Annotated in this window: 13 protein-coding genes; 2 read left to right on the top strand and 11 right to left on the bottom strand. The window is 53.3% G+C overall.

The features are described 5' to 3' along the window. Window positions 1-17: 17 nt before the first annotated feature. The 8 genes from M6D81_RS00640 to lepB form a co-directional block, all read right to left on the bottom strand. Window positions 18-2,402 (bottom strand): DUF7408 domain-containing protein, encoded by a 2,385-nt coding sequence (locus M6D81_RS00640; RefSeq protein WP_262674834.1) that lies wholly within the window; start codon window positions 2,400-2,402, stop codon window positions 18-20. Between the two features lie 155 nt (window positions 2,403-2,557). After that, window positions 2,558-2,902 (bottom strand): YqzG/YhdC family protein, encoded by a 345-nt coding sequence (locus M6D81_RS00635; protein WP_262674833.1) that lies wholly within the window; start codon window positions 2,900-2,902, stop codon window positions 2,558-2,560. A gap of 75 nt (window positions 2,903-2,977) precedes the next feature. After that, window positions 2,978-3,817, bottom strand: coding sequence for a VanW family protein (locus tag M6D81_RS00630; RefSeq protein WP_262674831.1), 840 nt, complete (start codon window positions 3,815-3,817; stop codon window positions 2,978-2,980). 22 nt (window positions 3,818-3,839) lie between these two features. Then, a complete protein-coding gene (locus M6D81_RS00625) occupies window positions 3,840-4,727 on the bottom strand; it encodes an NAD(P)-dependent oxidoreductase (protein WP_262674830.1) in 888 nt (295 codons plus the stop codon). Between the two features lie 219 nt (window positions 4,728-4,946). Beyond that, a complete protein-coding gene (locus M6D81_RS00620) occupies window positions 4,947-7,985 on the bottom strand; it encodes an efflux RND transporter permease subunit (RefSeq protein ID WP_262674829.1) in 3,039 nt (1,012 codons plus the stop codon). A 23-nt stretch (window positions 7,986-8,008) separates the two neighbouring features. Further along, a complete protein-coding gene (locus M6D81_RS00615; protein WP_262674827.1) occupies window positions 8,009-8,698 on the bottom strand; it encodes a response regulator transcription factor in 690 nt (229 codons plus the stop codon). After that, window positions 8,695-10,179 (bottom strand): sensor histidine kinase, encoded by a 1,485-nt coding sequence (locus M6D81_RS00610; RefSeq protein ID WP_262674826.1) that lies wholly within the window; start codon window positions 10,177-10,179, stop codon window positions 8,695-8,697. The genes M6D81_RS00615 and M6D81_RS00610 overlap by 4 nt, the downstream gene beginning before the upstream one ends. A 102-nt stretch (window positions 10,180-10,281) precedes the next feature. Then, the gene (gene lepB, locus M6D81_RS00605; protein ID WP_262674824.1) at window positions 10,282-10,854 is read right to left on the bottom strand and encodes a signal peptidase I; all 573 of its coding nucleotides are present in this window, start codon (window positions 10,852-10,854) and stop codon (window positions 10,282-10,284) included. Between the two features lie 180 nt (window positions 10,855-11,034). Here lepB and M6D81_RS00600 point away from each other — a divergent pair, with 180 nt between their 5' ends. Continuing rightward, on the top strand, window positions 11,035-12,255 hold the full coding sequence (locus M6D81_RS00600; protein ID WP_262674822.1) for an MFS transporter: 1,221 nt from the start codon (window positions 11,035-11,037) through the stop codon (window positions 12,253-12,255). A gap of 14 nt (window positions 12,256-12,269) precedes the next feature. Beyond that, window positions 12,270-12,887, top strand: coding sequence for an HAD-IA family hydrolase (locus M6D81_RS00595; RefSeq protein ID WP_262675079.1), 618 nt, complete (start codon window positions 12,270-12,272; stop codon window positions 12,885-12,887). Between the two features lie 126 nt (window positions 12,888-13,013). Here the strand turns inward: M6D81_RS00595 and M6D81_RS00590 are convergent, their stop codons facing one another. The 3 genes from M6D81_RS00590 to M6D81_RS00580 all read right to left on the bottom strand — a co-directional run bounded on the left by M6D81_RS00590 (window position 13,014) and on the right by M6D81_RS00580 (window position 15,974). Beyond that, window positions 13,014-13,310: a hypothetical protein gene (locus M6D81_RS00590; RefSeq protein ID WP_262674821.1), complete on the bottom strand. Its 297-nt coding sequence runs from the start codon at window positions 13,308-13,310 to the stop codon at window positions 13,014-13,016. Between the two features lie 65 nt (window positions 13,311-13,375). Next, complete coding sequence (locus M6D81_RS00585; protein WP_262674820.1) at window positions 13,376-15,154, bottom strand: ATP-binding cassette domain-containing protein; 1,779 nt, start codon at window positions 15,152-15,154, stop codon at window positions 13,376-13,378. After that, entirely contained in the window at window positions 15,147-15,974 is an 828-nt protein-coding gene (locus M6D81_RS00580) for an ATP-binding cassette domain-containing protein (protein WP_262675078.1), read from the bottom strand. Before M6D81_RS00580 ends, M6D81_RS00585 begins: the two co-directional genes overlap by 8 nt. Between the last annotated feature and the right edge of the window lie 120 nt (window positions 15,975-16,094).

The following is a 16,094-nucleotide window of genomic DNA, read 5'->3' as shown; positions in this document are numbered from 1 at the left end:
CAGCATGCTCCTGTCCTTCATTCATTGCCCATCGCCCCCTTAATCGCAATCTGAGGAAGCGTCGTCTCCTGATGGACTGTCGATTCCAGCTTTACTCGGATGGTATGACCCTCAATGATATATTGCCTTGGCTCGGGCAGTTCTCCTTCCTGAAGCTCCACCCACTCCGCGCCTGCTTCATGCCAGATCGTAAATTGAACGCCGGGCTGCTTGAGCGTTGTTGGATACTTAATATGAACGGCCTCTAAATCCGCCGTATCGTCAGGCACCAAGTATTCCATGATCAACTCGCCCTTTCCTACAATAAGCGCGCCCTTCCGCATTTGCTCCATGCTTTCCAGCGAGCTGGATACGATAACAGGCTCTAATGTCTCTTCAGGGTTCAAGCCGCTGGCTGACGTCTCCATTTCGTCAAGCTCGTACAGCCATAAGCGCAAATTGTCAGACTTGACCGCCTTGCCGTTCATCGTGAACGGGCTTGCTTCAACTTCACTGATCGCGACGATCGTCGGTTCGTTCGGCATGAGTCCGCCGGAATAATCGTTCATCAAATAATTGATCATATCTCGCTGCCTATAGTTTTCGTCAACTTGCGCGCCATTCGGATAAGGGAACATAGTATCGCCGTATTGAAAATATTGATAATTGCCTGCTGAAGCAGCCGTTCCGGATAAGGTGACTTCTCCGCTTTCACCGCGCAGCAAGCTGCCGATCGGCAGAACGGAACCGTTCATCAGCAGCGCCACATCGTGCAAGTCGTCGATTGTACGATTCGTTACCTTCAGCTTCAGGCCTCCGCTGCCCGGCGCGAATTCCGCCTGCAAGCTTCCTGATTGCTCCGGAGACATAAGCTTAAGCTCCATCCATACCTTCCGCGTCGACCAGTAAGGCACGTTATGCCATCTGGCGCTGACGGCATGACTCCCCTGCAGTACTTGATGATTGCCGCTTCCAGACAGGCCTCCGCCGAAGGAGTTATCGTTGCCGTATAAGCGGAGCATCCGCTCATCTGCGAACTGCATCGTAACGGTTCCTCCGGTTGGCGAGAAGACGCCGGCACCGCCATAGCTGACGGCATGACCGTCGTTCGACAGCCGGATGACCTCAATGGAATGGGCGGACGGCACGCGTTTGTCTCCCGCCCCGACATACAATACAGCCGCTCCCATGACAACTGCCAGCGAAGGAATAATCCACCAAGCCCATTCCCGCCTGTCGAGCCGCGATAGCAGCACATACAACAGCGGAGCGGCGATAAGAATATAGATGCAGAACAGCAGCAGCAGCAGAGAGAAGCTCGGCGGCTTAATCGTAGGGAACGTGTCTATCCACTGATTCATGGAATAGAGCATATTGTCTCCACTCTTCGTAGAAACGTTCAACTGCAGCACCGATGACGAGCCTTGCAGCAGCTTCGCCCATAGCATCGCGCTGCCCGGCCAGGAAGCCATCGGCTCCAGGGAAGCATCGAATGCGGCATAGATGACGCTACCGAAGCCGTATTGATGATGAACAGCGATCGGGATACCACCTTCTGTCAATTTAACGGAGCCGCTCTTCTGTTCGCCGACGGACACGGTTATCGGAGCCGACAGCTTCGTCTCCGTACCGCCTGCCGCAGCAATTGCCGACGGGTTCTCAATGACAATGGTACCGCTTCCCGTAACAGGAGCCATCTCCTGGAATGCCTCTGCAGTCTTCGCATAACCCGAACCGCCCGACAACACTAATGTGCCCCCCATCGCCACCCATTCCTTGACAGCGGCTACATGCGATGAGTCCCAATTGCCGGTAGCGACATCGTTAAGTACGATTGTATCGAACATGGCCAGCATCGTCGCCTCGTCAGGCAGCTCCTCCGTCTGCATGGGAATGACGGCTATGGAATAACCGCGCTGATTGAGCGCAGGCATGAAGTTGAATGTATCAGGATCGCGCGATACAACGCCAATCACATAATTGCCGGTTACGGAACGACCCGTCGCATAGGTATCCCCGTTGATCGGAATTGACTTGCCTTCCTTGTAGGAATGCTCGAAGAAGCGAATGGTATTATTCTCTTTGTCCAGGTTCATGCCAGGAACGCCAATGACGACTTCAACCTCCGATTCCATCGGCAGTTCCGTCTCCACCACATAATCCGATGCGCCGTATTCCGTCGAATACGTAGAGAATACAAGCTCGCCTTGCAAGTGCCGATCGGATCTGTTCGTCAAGCTAATACGAACGGGATACCACTGACCGAGCTCATACATCCCTTGATATCCTGCGGCAACCTTCGATTCTATCCCGATACTGCTCTTATCCGCATGAGTTGTACCTTGCAGCAGGATGAGGCAGCCCATGGCTGCGACGAGCGCGATGAGAATGGCTGTAATTCGACTTTGGCTTCTTGTTCGCATCTTACTTCTTTCCCCCCTTCTCCTCTCATCTCTATCTGTATACTATTAACGCCGTAAAGGAACGAATTGTTTCCGCATTCATACGAAAACAGCCAGCACCCGCTGCGCAATCTGGCAAACATTCGGAGTGCTGGCATATGTTGATTCAATCGTAGTCATTCACCCCTGGACGTTAGCTGCTCAAGCTTGACATTTACCAAACGGTCCCTAGATGTCTCTACCGTTACGGTTACCCGTACGGCAAATTCCCGTTCGTCTTGGCGCAGCCATAATCGGAACACTTCCTTGGCTTCGCCTGACGCGCCCGTCTGCCGCCCCTCATATTTGTAGTCGACAATAGAGGCGCCTTGATAAGCTTTGGCCGTTTCCTCCATCGCTACTCTCCCCCACTCGGCATAGGACGGCTGGGCGAACAGAACAGCTGTATCATCGGGATGACCGCCTTGCATGGACAAGCTGATGTATAACATGATCGCTTTCAAGACGACTTGCTTGATCATATGGAACGACCTCCTGTATAACGGCATTGCTGCTCTTTGCTGATCGTCCCCTAGTTTGCCTCTCTCATCCGTCTCTTATTCCGCTTGCCGCCGTACGTCATTCTCTCCCAGCATAGGCGAATACATCATCAACGCCTCGTTCCTCGTGACATATTCGTCCCCGATCAACTCATTGTCCGAATTCCATATTCTCCGCGCGATCACATTGCAGCGCATATAACCTCCCCATGGCTGCGACAGGATGCGATGCTCCCTTTCATAGATTTCGTAACGATAAGACGGTGGCTGAGCAGAACGCCACTCTCCCTTAAGCGTATGTTCCGCCGCGGTTAAGCAGAGCTGATAGACATGGGGCGAATCGTTGCGGATTTGCAGATCGAGATAGTTGTAGGCGCAAGTCGCTCCGCTGCCGAACGGCTGGGTTCTGCCCGCATCGGGAAACACATCATAGCTGTGCCTGTGCCTCTCCGTAACGGTAAGCGGAGTGTGGAGCGTCATCCAATAGATCAGATTGGAGAGCTGGCACAAGCCGCCTCCTATTCCCGTTTTGTATCCGCCATAGAAGAGGATCATACCTTCTACATAACCTTTGCGGCGAGTCGGCTTGCCGATCGTACGCCAGTAAGAGAACGTTTCGCCGGGCTGCAGCAGCAAGCCGTCCAATCGCTCCGCCGCCAATCGCAAGTTTATGATTTTATTCGTATGAATCCATCGCTCCACCTGACGCAGCTGGCGCACGTACGGCGTCTCGTGCCGAATATGGCTGTATGGCAATCTAGTCTGCTCCTTCCTTCTTGCTGTCACAGAGCGATCGCTAAGCCAATGCCAATATCGCCGACCGGTATACCACCACTTTCCCGCCCATAATCGCAGCCTTGACCGTCGGATCGGACGATGCCTGGACGTGTTACGCAATGTCGCTCCCCCATCCCGATTGCTATTTGTTCATCTCCCACAATTTATACAACGCATGTGTGCCTTCATCCCCGAACCCCGCATCCGCCAACTCGCCATACAGCTTCCTCGCAAGTTCGAGACCCGGGAGACGAATAGCCATTTCTTCAGCAGACTGCAAGGCGATTCCCATATCCTTGATGAAATGCTTGACGAAGAAGCCCGGTTCGAACCTGCCCGCAATTATACGCGGAGCAAGATGCTGCAGCGACCAGCTTCCCGCCGCCCCCGTCTCTATGCTCTTCAGCACCGATGCCGGATCGAGACCGGCCGACTTGGCATAGACCAGCGCCTCGCACACGCCAATCATATTGGATGCAATCGCAATCTGGTTCACCATCTTCGTATGCTGCCCGGCGCCGGCTTCGCCTTGCCGTATAATATTGCTGCCCATTAGCCGCAGAATCGGCTCCGCTTGCCGGAACGCCTCGGCGTCGCCCCCTACCATGATGGACAGCGCAGCGTTTCTTGCACCTACATCTCCACCGGATACCGGCGCATCCAGTGCATGCATGCCCTTCTCTGCCGCTGCCTTGTAGATTCGCTTGGCGAGCAAGGGACTGGACGTTGTCATATCAATAAGAACGCAACCAGGCGATGCATGATTCAGCAAGCCATCCTCCCCCAGATAGACCTCTTCAACATCCCGAGGATAACCGACGATCGTCACGATGCATTGACATTGCTTCGCTAATTCGCTCGGGGAATCAGCCCAGTGCATTCCTTTCTCCAGCAAGGGCTGAGCTTTTGCTTTTGTACGCGTATAGAGATGCACCTCATAACCCGCATGATGAAGATGAGTAGCCATACTGGTCCCCATGACACCGATGCCTATGAAACCTATTGTTGTTTGATCCGGACTGAACATCATTATCCACTTCCTTTTCACTCATCATACGATTTTCCAGCTTATCCAACAGTATAACAGCTATACCGGTATAAAAGCGCCTGCCTTGGCAAAATTGTTCGCATCAGCTGCGACGACGCATTCCGCTTCCGCATCATCAACAAATACGAAAGCAAGCCCCACAGATTAAAATCCGTGGGACTTGCCTCATTGTTAAGCACGCTTATTGCATGCTTCGGCTTATTAAGCTTGCTGCCCGGCAGCCAGCGCTCTCTTCTTGTCCTTCTTCCGGTTCAGGAATTCGTACACAATCGGAACAATAATGAGCGTAAGAAGCGTCGAGCTGGTCAGACCGCCAATTACCGTTACCGCCATTCCCTTGGAGATAAGGCCGCCGGATTCGAAGCCGAGTGCGAGCGGCAGCAAAGCGCCGACCGTCGCGATTGCCGTCATCAGAATCGGACGAAGCCTTGTTACGCCGGCCTCCAGCAACGCTTCCCTTACAGTCAATCCCTCATTCTCCTTGTGAATAACGCGGTCGATCAGCACGATCGCATTCGTCACTACAATGCCGATCAACATCAGTCCGCCGATCATCGCTGTCGCGCTAATTGTTTCGCCAGCGATAAGCAAGCCCAGCATGGCTCCTATGACGGTGAATGGCAGCGAGAACAGGATGGTCAATGGCGTCAGACCGCCGCCGAATGTCAATACGAGCACCAGATAGACGATGGCGATCGCTGCCAGCATCGCAAGCCCAAGCTGGCTGAATGTTTCCTGCATTTGCTCGGTTACACCGCCTTGCTTGACTTCAATATGGCTTGGCAGCTCCATTGCATCAATGCGATCTTGCACGGTTTTTGACACGGCTGCGACATTGGTCGAGGTCACATCGGCCGTAATTTCGGCATAGATGCGATCGTCGCGCCGCGTAATCGTGTTCGGCGTCTCGCCTTCCTCAATCGAAGCCACTTCCTTCAGCGCTACCGCAGTGCCCATTGGCGAAGGGATCATAACATTTTCCAGATCCGTACGGCTGCTATACGATCGTTCCTCCACTTTCAAATACACATTCACTTCTTCTCCGTCCTTCTCCACTGTTGCAAGGACGGGACGATCGCGCACCGGACTGAGCGTCATCGCTATATTGCCAGCCGTCAATCCATACTGGCTCAGCTTGTCGCGATTGGCGACTATGCGATATTGCTCATACGTCTCGCTCAGACTGGAATCCACTTTCTCCAGGTCCTCTACGCCTTCCAGCTCTGCCATGATGTCCTTCACGACAGGCTGCAGCGAATCCATATCCGGACCGAACACGAGAAGTGAGAGTCCCGAGCCGCCCATCGCTCCGCCGGAGAAGTCCTGCTGCTTCCATTCGCCTTTCCCACCTAGCTCTTGCAAGACGGGAACAACGGCCTCCTTCTCCTCCGAGAATCCTTTGAATTCCTTGTCATAGCTCAGGTTGAACAGCGCTTGCTTGGAAGCGCCCGGGCTGAACGGATTTTGTCCACCGACGGAATATTGTACGACGCGAACGCCATCGCGCTCCAGAAGCACCTTCTCCGCTTGAAGCGCCATCTCTTCCACTTGCTCTCTTGTCTCGCCTGGCGCCGGGTTATACGTGACGAGCAGCTGCTTCTGCTCGTCTTCCGGAAGGAAGCTGGCTCCGACCAGCGGGAACAGCATAATGCTCCCGATGAGCAGCAGCGTAGCAAGACCGAATGTGACCAGCTTATGGTTCAGCGTCCATTCCAGTACGCGCTTATAAGACATGGCCAGCTTGCCCGGCTTGTCGTCATGCAACTTGCCCTTAAGACCGTTGCGGAACATCATATGCGCCATCATCGGCACGACGGTTATTGCCACAAGCAAGGAAGCCGCCAGCGCGAACACGATTGTAAGCGCGAATGGCAGGAAGATCTCGCCGATCATTCCGGATACCAGTCCCATCGGCAGGAACACGGCAACGGTGACAATCGTGGAAGCCATAATGGGAACGAACATCTCTTTCGTCGCTTCCAGGATCAGTTCCTTGCCCTTCAACTTCTCGCCGGAGAGCGACATTCGGCGATAGATATTCTCGATGACGACGATGGAATCGTCGATTACGCGTCCGATCGCCACCGTAATGGCACCTAACGTCATAATGTTAAGCGTAATATCCATCTGCTTAAGCAGATAAAGCGCGATAACAATCGACAGCGGAATGGATACGACGGAGATAATGGTAGACCTGATATTTCTCAGGAACAGCATGATGATAATAATTGCCGCGATGGCGCCAATAATAGCTTTGCTCAACATCGTGTGGACAGACTCTTCAATTGGTTCCCCTTGGTCAAGCGATATCGTGAAGAGCATATCCGGATTGGCCGCTTCCATATCCGCGATTTCTTCTTTCACCAAGTTGACGACATCGACGGTATTCGCATCCGCCGACTTCACGATATTAATACCGATGGCATCCTTGCCATTCGTGCGCGAGACGGACTCCGCCTTGCCTTCGATCGTCAGCTCGGCTACATCGCTGAGCTTGACTCCAGGAACTAGAACGAGATTGTTCAGATCCTCTTCCGTCGCGATGTTGCCGTCTACGACAACTGCGCGTTCGCTTTCGCCGAATTCGAAGATGCCCATCGGCACCTTCAGCGTCGAAGCGCTAATAATGCCTTTCACCATATCCTCGGTTAATCCGATTTCCTCCAGCACATCGGGTTTGAAGGTCAATATGCCTTCCATAACATTCTGGCCGGACACCTGAACGTCCGCTACGCCTTCAATGCCCTGTAGCCTTGGCAGAATGCTCTCCGCGACTTCCTTCGTCAAGGCCGCCAGGTCCAAGCTGTCATTGGACAAGCTGATGGATACGACCGGGAATGCGTTGAAGCTGATGCGCGAGATATCGGGAGTCTGTACGCCCTCCGGAAGCGGAATATCGGCAAGAATCTCCTTCACTTCCGTAGCCGCTTTCTCCATATCCGTATCGTAGTCATACTCAAGTACGATATTGGAGGCATTCTCGTAAGAAGTGGACATGACCATATTGACGCCTTTCAAGTTGCGTGTGCGCTGCTCGATCGGCTTGGTCACCTTTTCCATCACTTCATCGGGTGCTGCACCGGGGTAGACGGTCGTAACGCTCACGATCGGAATGGTAATGTCCGGAATCGTCTCCATCTTCATGCTCATACCGGCTGTCAGACCTGCGAACATAACGATTGCCGTCATGATCCATAATGCGAATTTGTTGTTCAACGAGAAATTAATAATACTTTTCAACTGGCTACACTCCTCTTACAAGTTTATACTTTCAACCGGTAACCGACACCCCATATCGTCTCGATGAACTGGGGATTGGAAGGGTCATGCTCGATTTTCTCGCGCAGCCTTCTAATATGAACGGTTACCGTTGCAACATCCCCATTGGAATCCAGCCCCCATATTCGCTCGAACAGCTCCTCCTTCTGGAAGACGCGGTTGGGATGCGAGGACAGCAGCAGCAAGAGATCGTATTCCTTCGAGGTCAGCATCACTTCTTGCTCATGGATCGTCACTCTTCGCGACAGCTTGTCGATGACAAGCCCTCTAATCTGAATAAATTGTCCCCGCTCCGACTGTCCCGAAGTGAGCCTATCGTATCTGGATAAGTGGGCCTTAACCCTTGCAACTAGTTCACTGGGACTGAATGGCTTCGTTATATAGTCGTCGGCGCCAAGTCCAAGTCCGCGAATTTTGTCAATATCTTCTTTCTTCGACGTCACCATTAAGACGGGCAATTCCAGTGCGTTCCGCACCACCCGACATATTTCGAAGCCGTCCAGCTTGGGCAGCATCACATCCAGGATGAGCAGATCGTACTTGCCCGTCAGCGCCAGTTCCAGTCCTTTGTCGCCTCTGCCTTCTATACGGACGCTGTACCCGTGGCTTTCCAAATAATCTCGCTGCAATTCTGCGATAGCCAGCTCGTCTTCAATAATCAAGATGTTCTTCATTCCCATTCACCACCTCGGAGAGATTGGACAAGAGGAAGCTTCAGGCAGAAGCGCGCGCCGCCTTCATCCCCGTTCTCTGCCCATACTTCGCCGTTATGGCCATCCACAATCTGCTTGACAATGGCAAGTCCAAGACCGCTGCCGCCCGTCTCCGAATTACGCGACTGCTCGGCACGATAGAACCGGTCGAATATATAAGGAAGATCATCCGGTTCTATACCTGGCCCTGTGTCCTGAATAGCAATCATGGCATACTGTCCCGCTCTCCATATGTCGACCTCAATCGCGGATGCGCCTTTCTCATCCTGCTGTGCCATGTATTTCACACTATTGTCCAATATGTTCGCCAATACGCGATTCAGCTTGTCCGGATCGGCTGCAATCGGCAGCTCTCCGCTTTCCCTTCTATGGAATTGCAGCTTCACGCCCGACTTCTCCAGATGGAACCGCTGCTCTTCCATGAAGTCCTCCAGATAAAGTCCGATATCCACGACCTTAAAGTCGTAAGCAACCTTCTGCAGATCCAGCTTGGAGAAGAGGAACAGCTCGTCGATCAATCGATCCATCTCGGAGGCTTTCCGGTAAATCGTCAGCATGTAGCGCTCCCGCTTCTCGTCCGTATTGGCAATGCCGTCGCGAATGCCTTCAACGTATCCTTTAATAGCCGCGATCGGCGTCTTTAAATCATGGGAGATATGAGAAAGCAGCTGCTTCCTGTTCTCTTCATATTGCAAGCTCTGGTCGATGGATTGCTTCAAGCGATCCCGCATCTCTTCGAATGCCGTTCCGAGCTGAACAATCTCGTCGCGGCAACTCTTCTTCGACGGTTTCTTGCGCCCCAGCGCAACCTTCTCCGACAGATCCCCATCTTTCATGCGGATTGCGGCCGTTCTTAGCGATTGCAGCGGCTTAATGATGCTTCGCGACACCAGATAGGTCAGTATAAGACTTGTAAGACCTACGAACAGCAGCATAATAATCATCACCAGAGGGTCCCAGAATATCGGGATCGTCTCCATGCGATTCAACAGGACGATACGTCCTGCACTGCCGTCGGGGTATTGAAATTCAATTTGATGGGTGCTGAACCGGTACAGATGAAAGCTGGTTTTCTCCGGCGGCTCCCGATAGAATTCGGCCCAATCTTCCTCGGGCGACAATTCCATCAGAAATGGCGATACATTCGTAAGCACACCGTCTTGCCCGACCAGAAGTCCCGCCCATTGTTCTCTCAACCTCGTCTGCAGTTCATGGAGAAATGCCTTATCTTCCAGTCTGCCCGTATCGTCGTCGATCACATACTTTAACTCGCCATAGATTAACGCCTGGTTAAAGTACTCCTCCCGTCTTTCTTCCGAGAGCTTGCGCAAATCTTCCTTGCCGCTCAAGTGATAGAGCAGAATGAAAAAGCTGCTCATGAGAATGACGGGAACGAAAGCCATAGCCAAATAGGAGAGATACAGCCGTAATCTTATGGACATTGCATCACGTCCTTCATGGAGCAGCCCCTTTCCTTCCCTCGTCTAGAATACCGCGCAATTCTAAACGATATAGAAATGGAATCTTACAAAATTATTACGAATTCATTTTTTATCCAAAAGACCAAAATCATGCACAGGCCAAATACGAAACACAATCTTCCCCTCTATAGCGCTCTTCGGCACGGTGCCGAAGGAGCGGCTGTCCAGGCTGCGCTCGCGATTGTCCCCCAGTACGAAGAATTCATCCTCCGGCACGACCAACGGCATTTGCAGCGAACCTTCGAACGATTCGCCTTTTGCATACGGCTCCTTCAGAGGCTCCTCGTCAATATAGACCGTCCCGTTCCTCATTGCGATCGTCTCACCCGGCAAGCCGATAACCCGCTTCACTAGCCGTGTATCGAATTGGTCGCCGTAAATGATGACGATATCTCCTCTTTCGGGTGCATGGAAGCGGTATGACCATTTATCTTCGATCAGCCGTTGACCTTCGACCAGCGTGTTCTGCATCGATACATTATGTACTTTGGTTTGCGCGTAGGCATAGTTTTGAATGAGCAGCGATGCACAGACGGCGATACCAAGCGAAAAGATCCACTCCCTCGCTTCCTTCAACCGCTTCCTTCTTTTTAAGTAGCGTTCGTTGCTTTCCGTAATACGATCGTTTTGATTCATCTCCATCCCTCTTTCCGGGTCCAATGCGACCTTTGATTTATCTCTTTCATTATAACGGCCTTGGACGACCAACTGTACTCCACTACGTTAACGACTGGCGGAAGTTTCCTATAATCTTGTGAACATGGGATGACAAATTGGGTGCGATTGCGATACAGTGATTGAGGAGAGGAGCTGTCGATGAAAATGAAAGCGTCGCGAGGGCAAAGATTGCTGTTTACCGGCGTCACGCTGTTATATTGGATATCCATGTACATTTATGTGCCGATCTTTACTCCATATTTGAGCGACCGTGGATACTCCATCGCATTTATTGGCATTGTGCTCGGCAGTTATGGCTTTATGCAGCTTGCTGTCCGCTTCCCGCTCGGCATCTGGTCGGATGCGCTTCGCAAGCGCAAACTGTTCATTCTGATCGGCATGATGGCGGCCTGCTTAAGCTGTTTATTGTTCCTGCTGCCCGGATTGTGGATCTGGCCGCTTGCGGGAAGGCTCATGGCCGGGCTCTGCGCTTCCACTTGGGTAGCCTTTACAGTGATGTATGCCGGGTACTTCGAACCGCATGACACTTCAAGAGCAATGGGCAATATAAGCGTCATGACGGTATCCGGCCAAATGATCGGCATGCTGCTTAGCGGCTGGCTAAGCGAGCAGCTTGCTCCTGCCGCGCCATTTTGGGCAGGCGCCTTCGTAGCGGGGATGGGCTTGCTGCTTGCGCTTTCACTGAAAGAATCCGAGGAGACCGGACAGCAGCGCTCCGGTATGTCGCTGACGGAGGCGGGCGATGTCGTACGCACCCCTTTGCTGCTGCGCGTCTCCACGCTTTCCATCCTTGGTCATGGCGTATTATTCATCACCATGTTCGGCTTTACGCCGCTGAAAGCGGATCAGCTCGGAGCGAGCGGCTTTCAGCTCACCTGGCTAGTGTTCGCTTTTATGCTGCCGCATGCCGCAGCATCTTATCTGACCGCGACATGGTTCGTTCCCCGGTTGGGCAATTGGGGAACGATCGGCTTAGGCTTCGCGACCGGCGGCCTTTGTACCGCTTCGCTGGCTATCGTCCAGTCGCTGGAATGGCTCTATGCCACGCAGGCAGTGAACGGTTTTGCCCAAGGGTTGTATTTGCCGCTTCTGCTCGGGCTTGCCATACGTGACGTCCAGCCGCACCAGCGGGCAACCGCTATGGGCTTATACCAAGCCATCTATGCCTTCGGCATGTTCTCAGGACCGTTCGCGGCAGGATACTTGAATGAGAACTGGGGGCTGGCCGGCGGATTTCTGTTCGGTGCCATGCTGGCCGGAGCGGCATTGCTGCTCGTATGGCGCTGGGCATCGCCGCACAAGGCAAGCAGCACAACTGCCGACAATCGCAGTGATGCGATGATGGAAGAAGGAAGGTGATGTTTTTGGATGAAGTGATAACGGCCACCCATCCCCGTTTGCAGCTCGTTTTGGATGTCGGAGGCGTGCTTGCCAGCAACCTGTCACCCGTATTTTGGGAGTTAGTATCGCAGGCTGCGGGTATTCCCTCTGATCGTAATGAGATATACAAGCTGTACAGAAGGGAAGTTAGCGAGAAGCTGTGGATCGGAGAAATAACGGAACAGCAGTTCTGGGAGTGGCTTGAGGCGCAATCGCCGTCGCTCGACAAGGAGCTTTGCGAATCCTTCCTCTATAGGTGCTTGCAGCCGCTGCCGGCCATGGGCAAGCTGGAAGCATGGAGCCGGTCGGCGGATATTCATATTCTCAGCAATCATATCGAGATATGGCTTCAACCGATGCTGAATCGGATTCGCCCATTTATCGGACATACCGTCATCTCCAGTCAAGTAGCGATGAAGAAGCCGGACGCAGCCATCTTCCATCATATGGCGACGCTGCTGCCATCCGCATCGCCAATATTGTTCGTCGACGACAAGCCAGGCAATCTGGAGATTGCCCGCTCTGTCGGCTGGCAGAGTATGCTGGCCGATCCCGAAGGCGATTGGCTGCGGTTAATGGATGAGCGATTGGCTTCCGGCGGTCAGGCGTGACGAAGAGGGCAAGCCATTGTGCTTGCCCTCCCGCACCAGTGTATGCCGTATACTATCTCGCCTCATATCTACCTTTTCCACGCACCAGTGTATGCCGCATACGCTATCTCGCCTCATATCTACCTTTTATGCACTCCAGTGTATGCCGTATACGCTATCTCGCCTCATATCCGCCTTTTCCGCACTCCAGTGTATGCCGCATACGCTATCTCGCCTCATATCCACCTTTTCCGCACTCCAGTGTATGCCGCATACGCTATCTCCGCTCATATCCGCCTTTTCCGCACTCCAGTGTATGCCGCATACGCTATCTCGCCTCATATCCACCTTTTCCGCACTCCAGCGTATGCCGCATACGCTATCTCCGCTCATATCCACCTTTTCCGCACTCCAGCGTATGCCGCATACGCTATCTCCGCTCATATCCGCCTTTTCCGCACTCCAGTGTATGCCGCATACGTGATCATAGGCTTCTCATGTCAACGGCGCTATAACAATTGGCTCGTAATGTACATGACCGACAATCCGAGCAATGCGATCGCAACAATAAGCGCGTCCCAACAACCCGGCACAAGACGGAAGCCGTATGCAGGAGCGGTCTTCACATGTCCATACCCGCGAGCTTCCATAGCGTCAGCCATTTCCTCTGCGAGACGCAGAATCGATCGCAGAAACGGCAGCATGACCGACCTTAGCATCCGCAGCGGAATCGAGCCGACTGTCGTTGTCGCCTTCCCTCTGGCATGTGCCAGCTTGGCGAACCTGCCCCATTCCCCGATTAATAGCGGGATAAAGCGGAAGATCAACGTTACGAGCAGAGCAAATGTATGTACGGGAACACGGAATCTGCTCAGCCAACCGAAAGTCTGCTCAATGGCGCGCTGCAGACGGAGAGGCGTCATTAGCTTCAATAATGGCATGCCGAGCACCATCATAAGGAGCATGCCGCCAAGACGAATGAAGGCTGGCTCTGCATCCTTCCAGCTGAACCCAAGAGGCTGCAGCGATAAGCCGGCAATAAAAGTGAGCGTGACAATGAACACAAAAAAACCTCGAATGATGCCGTTCCAAGAAGCAATAAGCCGCCAAAGGGGCATTACGGACAATATAACGACTCCAGCAGCAAAAAATAAATTCGGCAATTCATTGGCCATCAACACTCCAGCAACCAACATCATGTTGGCGATAAGCAGTGCGCGAGGGTCAAACGTATCGGGCCGCAGCCACATCGGCTTGCGATCCGAGGCCTCTTCAGTACTCCGCACATCTTCAGTACTCCGCATCGTACCATTATTCTGCTTGACCGCATAACTGACGCTCCCCTTCTCCAGGACCGTATCCGCCTCTACTGTGCTGGCTCCCGCATCTCTGCCATCGGCTCCCGTTTCAAAACCCGTCTTACGTTCCATCAGCATCGGCGCGAGCGACTCCGCCAACTCTGCTGACGATAAGGACTGTACAGCGGAACTGCCGCTCCAAGACAAGTCCCTTGACGGCGGCAATAATTCCGCCTCGCGAAGCAGCGCTTCTGTTCGCCATGCTTGCGGAATCCACGCCGATGCCAAATTCCCGGCGATGTCGGCAGGAGCCGCTTGACGAACCTTTCCGTCAGCGACTATAACGACGGAATCCGCAAGCGGCAGCAGTGCTTCCAGATCGTGCGTCACGACGACCGCGCTTTTCCCCGCCTCTCTGTGTGCCGCCAGTAAGCCGCACAGACGGTCAATACCATCAGCATCAAGTCCCGCCGTCGGCTCATCAAGAAGCAGCCATTCCGTCCTGCACGCCAGCAGGCAGGCCAATGACAGCCTTCGCTGCTGTCCGCCGCTAAGCGACCACGGATCGCGCGACATCAGTTCCATTGACAGCCCCAGCTGCAGCATTGCGTCTGCAATCCGCTGCTCTTCTTCCATCCGTTGCAGCTTGTAGGGACGAAGTGAGTAAAACAACTCTTCCTTAACGGTAGAAGCGAACCATTGCGCTTCGGAATGCTGGAGCGCGATACCCAGAGACATAATTACATCGCGTTCCAGCCGCTTCCTCCACTTTCCTTCCTGCCACAACATCTTGCCGTTAAGTGCAATTGAACCGTCTGCCAATGGGCGAAGCCCGGCTAGCGCCTCTAGAAGCGTCGATTTCCCGGCACCGTTTTGTCCGGTAATGAGCGTGATGTCCCCAGCCTTTATCGTTAGATCGATGCGACTAAGAATGACATCCCGATCATCTCCTCCCGCTACCGATACTTGTCGCAGTGACCAATCACCCATATCGCTTCACCGCCTTCAACAGCTGCTGAGGGGTGAACGGGAACGGCTCCAGCTCGATTCCCCGCTTCTGAAGCTCCCATGCCGCTTGGGCCGCGAACGGCGCAGTCAAGCCCAGCTGATTCACCAACCACTCATAACCGCTTGAGCCCGATTCGCGGAACAGCATTCCGGCCATCCCGTCATAGCGAATGACGCCATCTGCCAATACGATTACACGATCGTCGGAGAGCAGCTCCTCCGTCTTCTGCGTCACCCATATCACAGTTGTGCCCGCTTCATGCAGTTCTCTCACACGCCGCAGTACGTAGTCGGAAGCTTCCGTATCCAGCATGGAAGTCACCTCATCCAGTAGAAGCAGGGAAGCATCCACCGCGAGACATCCGGCAATAGCGGCAAGCTGCTTCTGCCCTCCCGACAACGTGTGTACCGGCTCTTTCATAACCGCGCCGAGGCCAAGCTGCATTAGAGCGCGCTCTGCCCGCGGGATGATCTCTTCCTGCGGAGCGCCGAATTGCTCCAGTAGCAGTACGACATCCTCCCAGGCAGTGCCTCCGATGATGCCCGCATCGGGCTGCTGCATCACAATGGGGACGAATCCATCCTGTAACCAGCCTAGCTCCCTCTCTCCTGTAATCCCCTTCTTCAATCGCCCTGCTATTGCTCCAGCAAGCGTGCTCTTCCCGCTGCCGTTCAAGCCGAGCAGTGCTACCCATTCTCCAGTTCTGATCGCAAGGTTAATATCCCTTAACAATTGCGGTCCCGCTTCATTCGTGTAGGTTTCCGGGACATAACTTAAGTTTTTCAAACGCACAGCATCCATCACTATTTTTTTCTCCTCAACTCTTCCCATAATCGCAAGTCTATGCTACAATCCACTTTGTTAACTTATTTTTAATATTAATAGGTTAACAATTATTATGCAATACATAAAGGAGACGAA

The organism is Paenibacillus sp. J5C2022, assembly GCF_025567625.1.
Taxonomy (GTDB): domain Bacteria; phylum Bacillota; class Bacilli; order Paenibacillales; family Paenibacillaceae; genus Pristimantibacillus.
This window is presented reverse-complemented; position numbering and strand designations above follow the sequence as displayed.

Bases quoted from the DNA above. Each gene is read 5' to 3' on its own strand.
- M6D81_RS00635 (WP_262674833.1), bottom strand. From the start codon at position 2,902: ATGATCAAGCAAGTCGTCTTGAAAGCGATCATGTTATACATCAGCTTG.
- lepB (WP_262674824.1), bottom strand. From the start codon at position 10,854: ATGAATCAAAACGATCGTATTACGGAAAGCAACGAACGCTACTTAAAA.
- M6D81_RS00585 (WP_262674820.1), bottom strand. From the start codon at position 15,154: ATGGGTGATTGGTCACTGCGACAAGTATCGGTAGCGGGAGGAGATGAT.
- M6D81_RS00640 (WP_262674834.1), bottom strand. From the start codon at position 2,402: ATGCGAACAAGAAGCCAAAGTCGAATTACAGCCATTCTCATCGCGCTC.
- M6D81_RS00625 (WP_262674830.1), bottom strand. From the start codon at position 4,727: ATGATGTTCAGTCCGGATCAAACAACAATAGGTTTCATAGGCATCGGT.
- M6D81_RS00590 (WP_262674821.1), bottom strand. From the start codon at position 13,310: ATGAGCGGAGATAGCGTATGCGGCATACGCTGGAGTGCGGAAAAGGTG.
- M6D81_RS00610 (WP_262674826.1), bottom strand. From the start codon at position 10,179: ATGTCCATAAGATTACGGCTGTATCTCTCCTATTTGGCTATGGCTTTC.
- M6D81_RS00615 (WP_262674827.1), bottom strand. From the start codon at position 8,698: ATGAAGAACATCTTGATTATTGAAGACGAGCTGGCTATCGCAGAATTG.
- M6D81_RS00580 (WP_262675078.1), bottom strand. From the start codon at position 15,974: ATGGATGCTGTGCGTTTGAAAAACTTAAGTTATGTCCCGGAAACCTAC.
- M6D81_RS00600 (WP_262674822.1), top strand. From the start codon at position 11,035: ATGAAAATGAAAGCGTCGCGAGGGCAAAGATTGCTGTTTACCGGCGTC.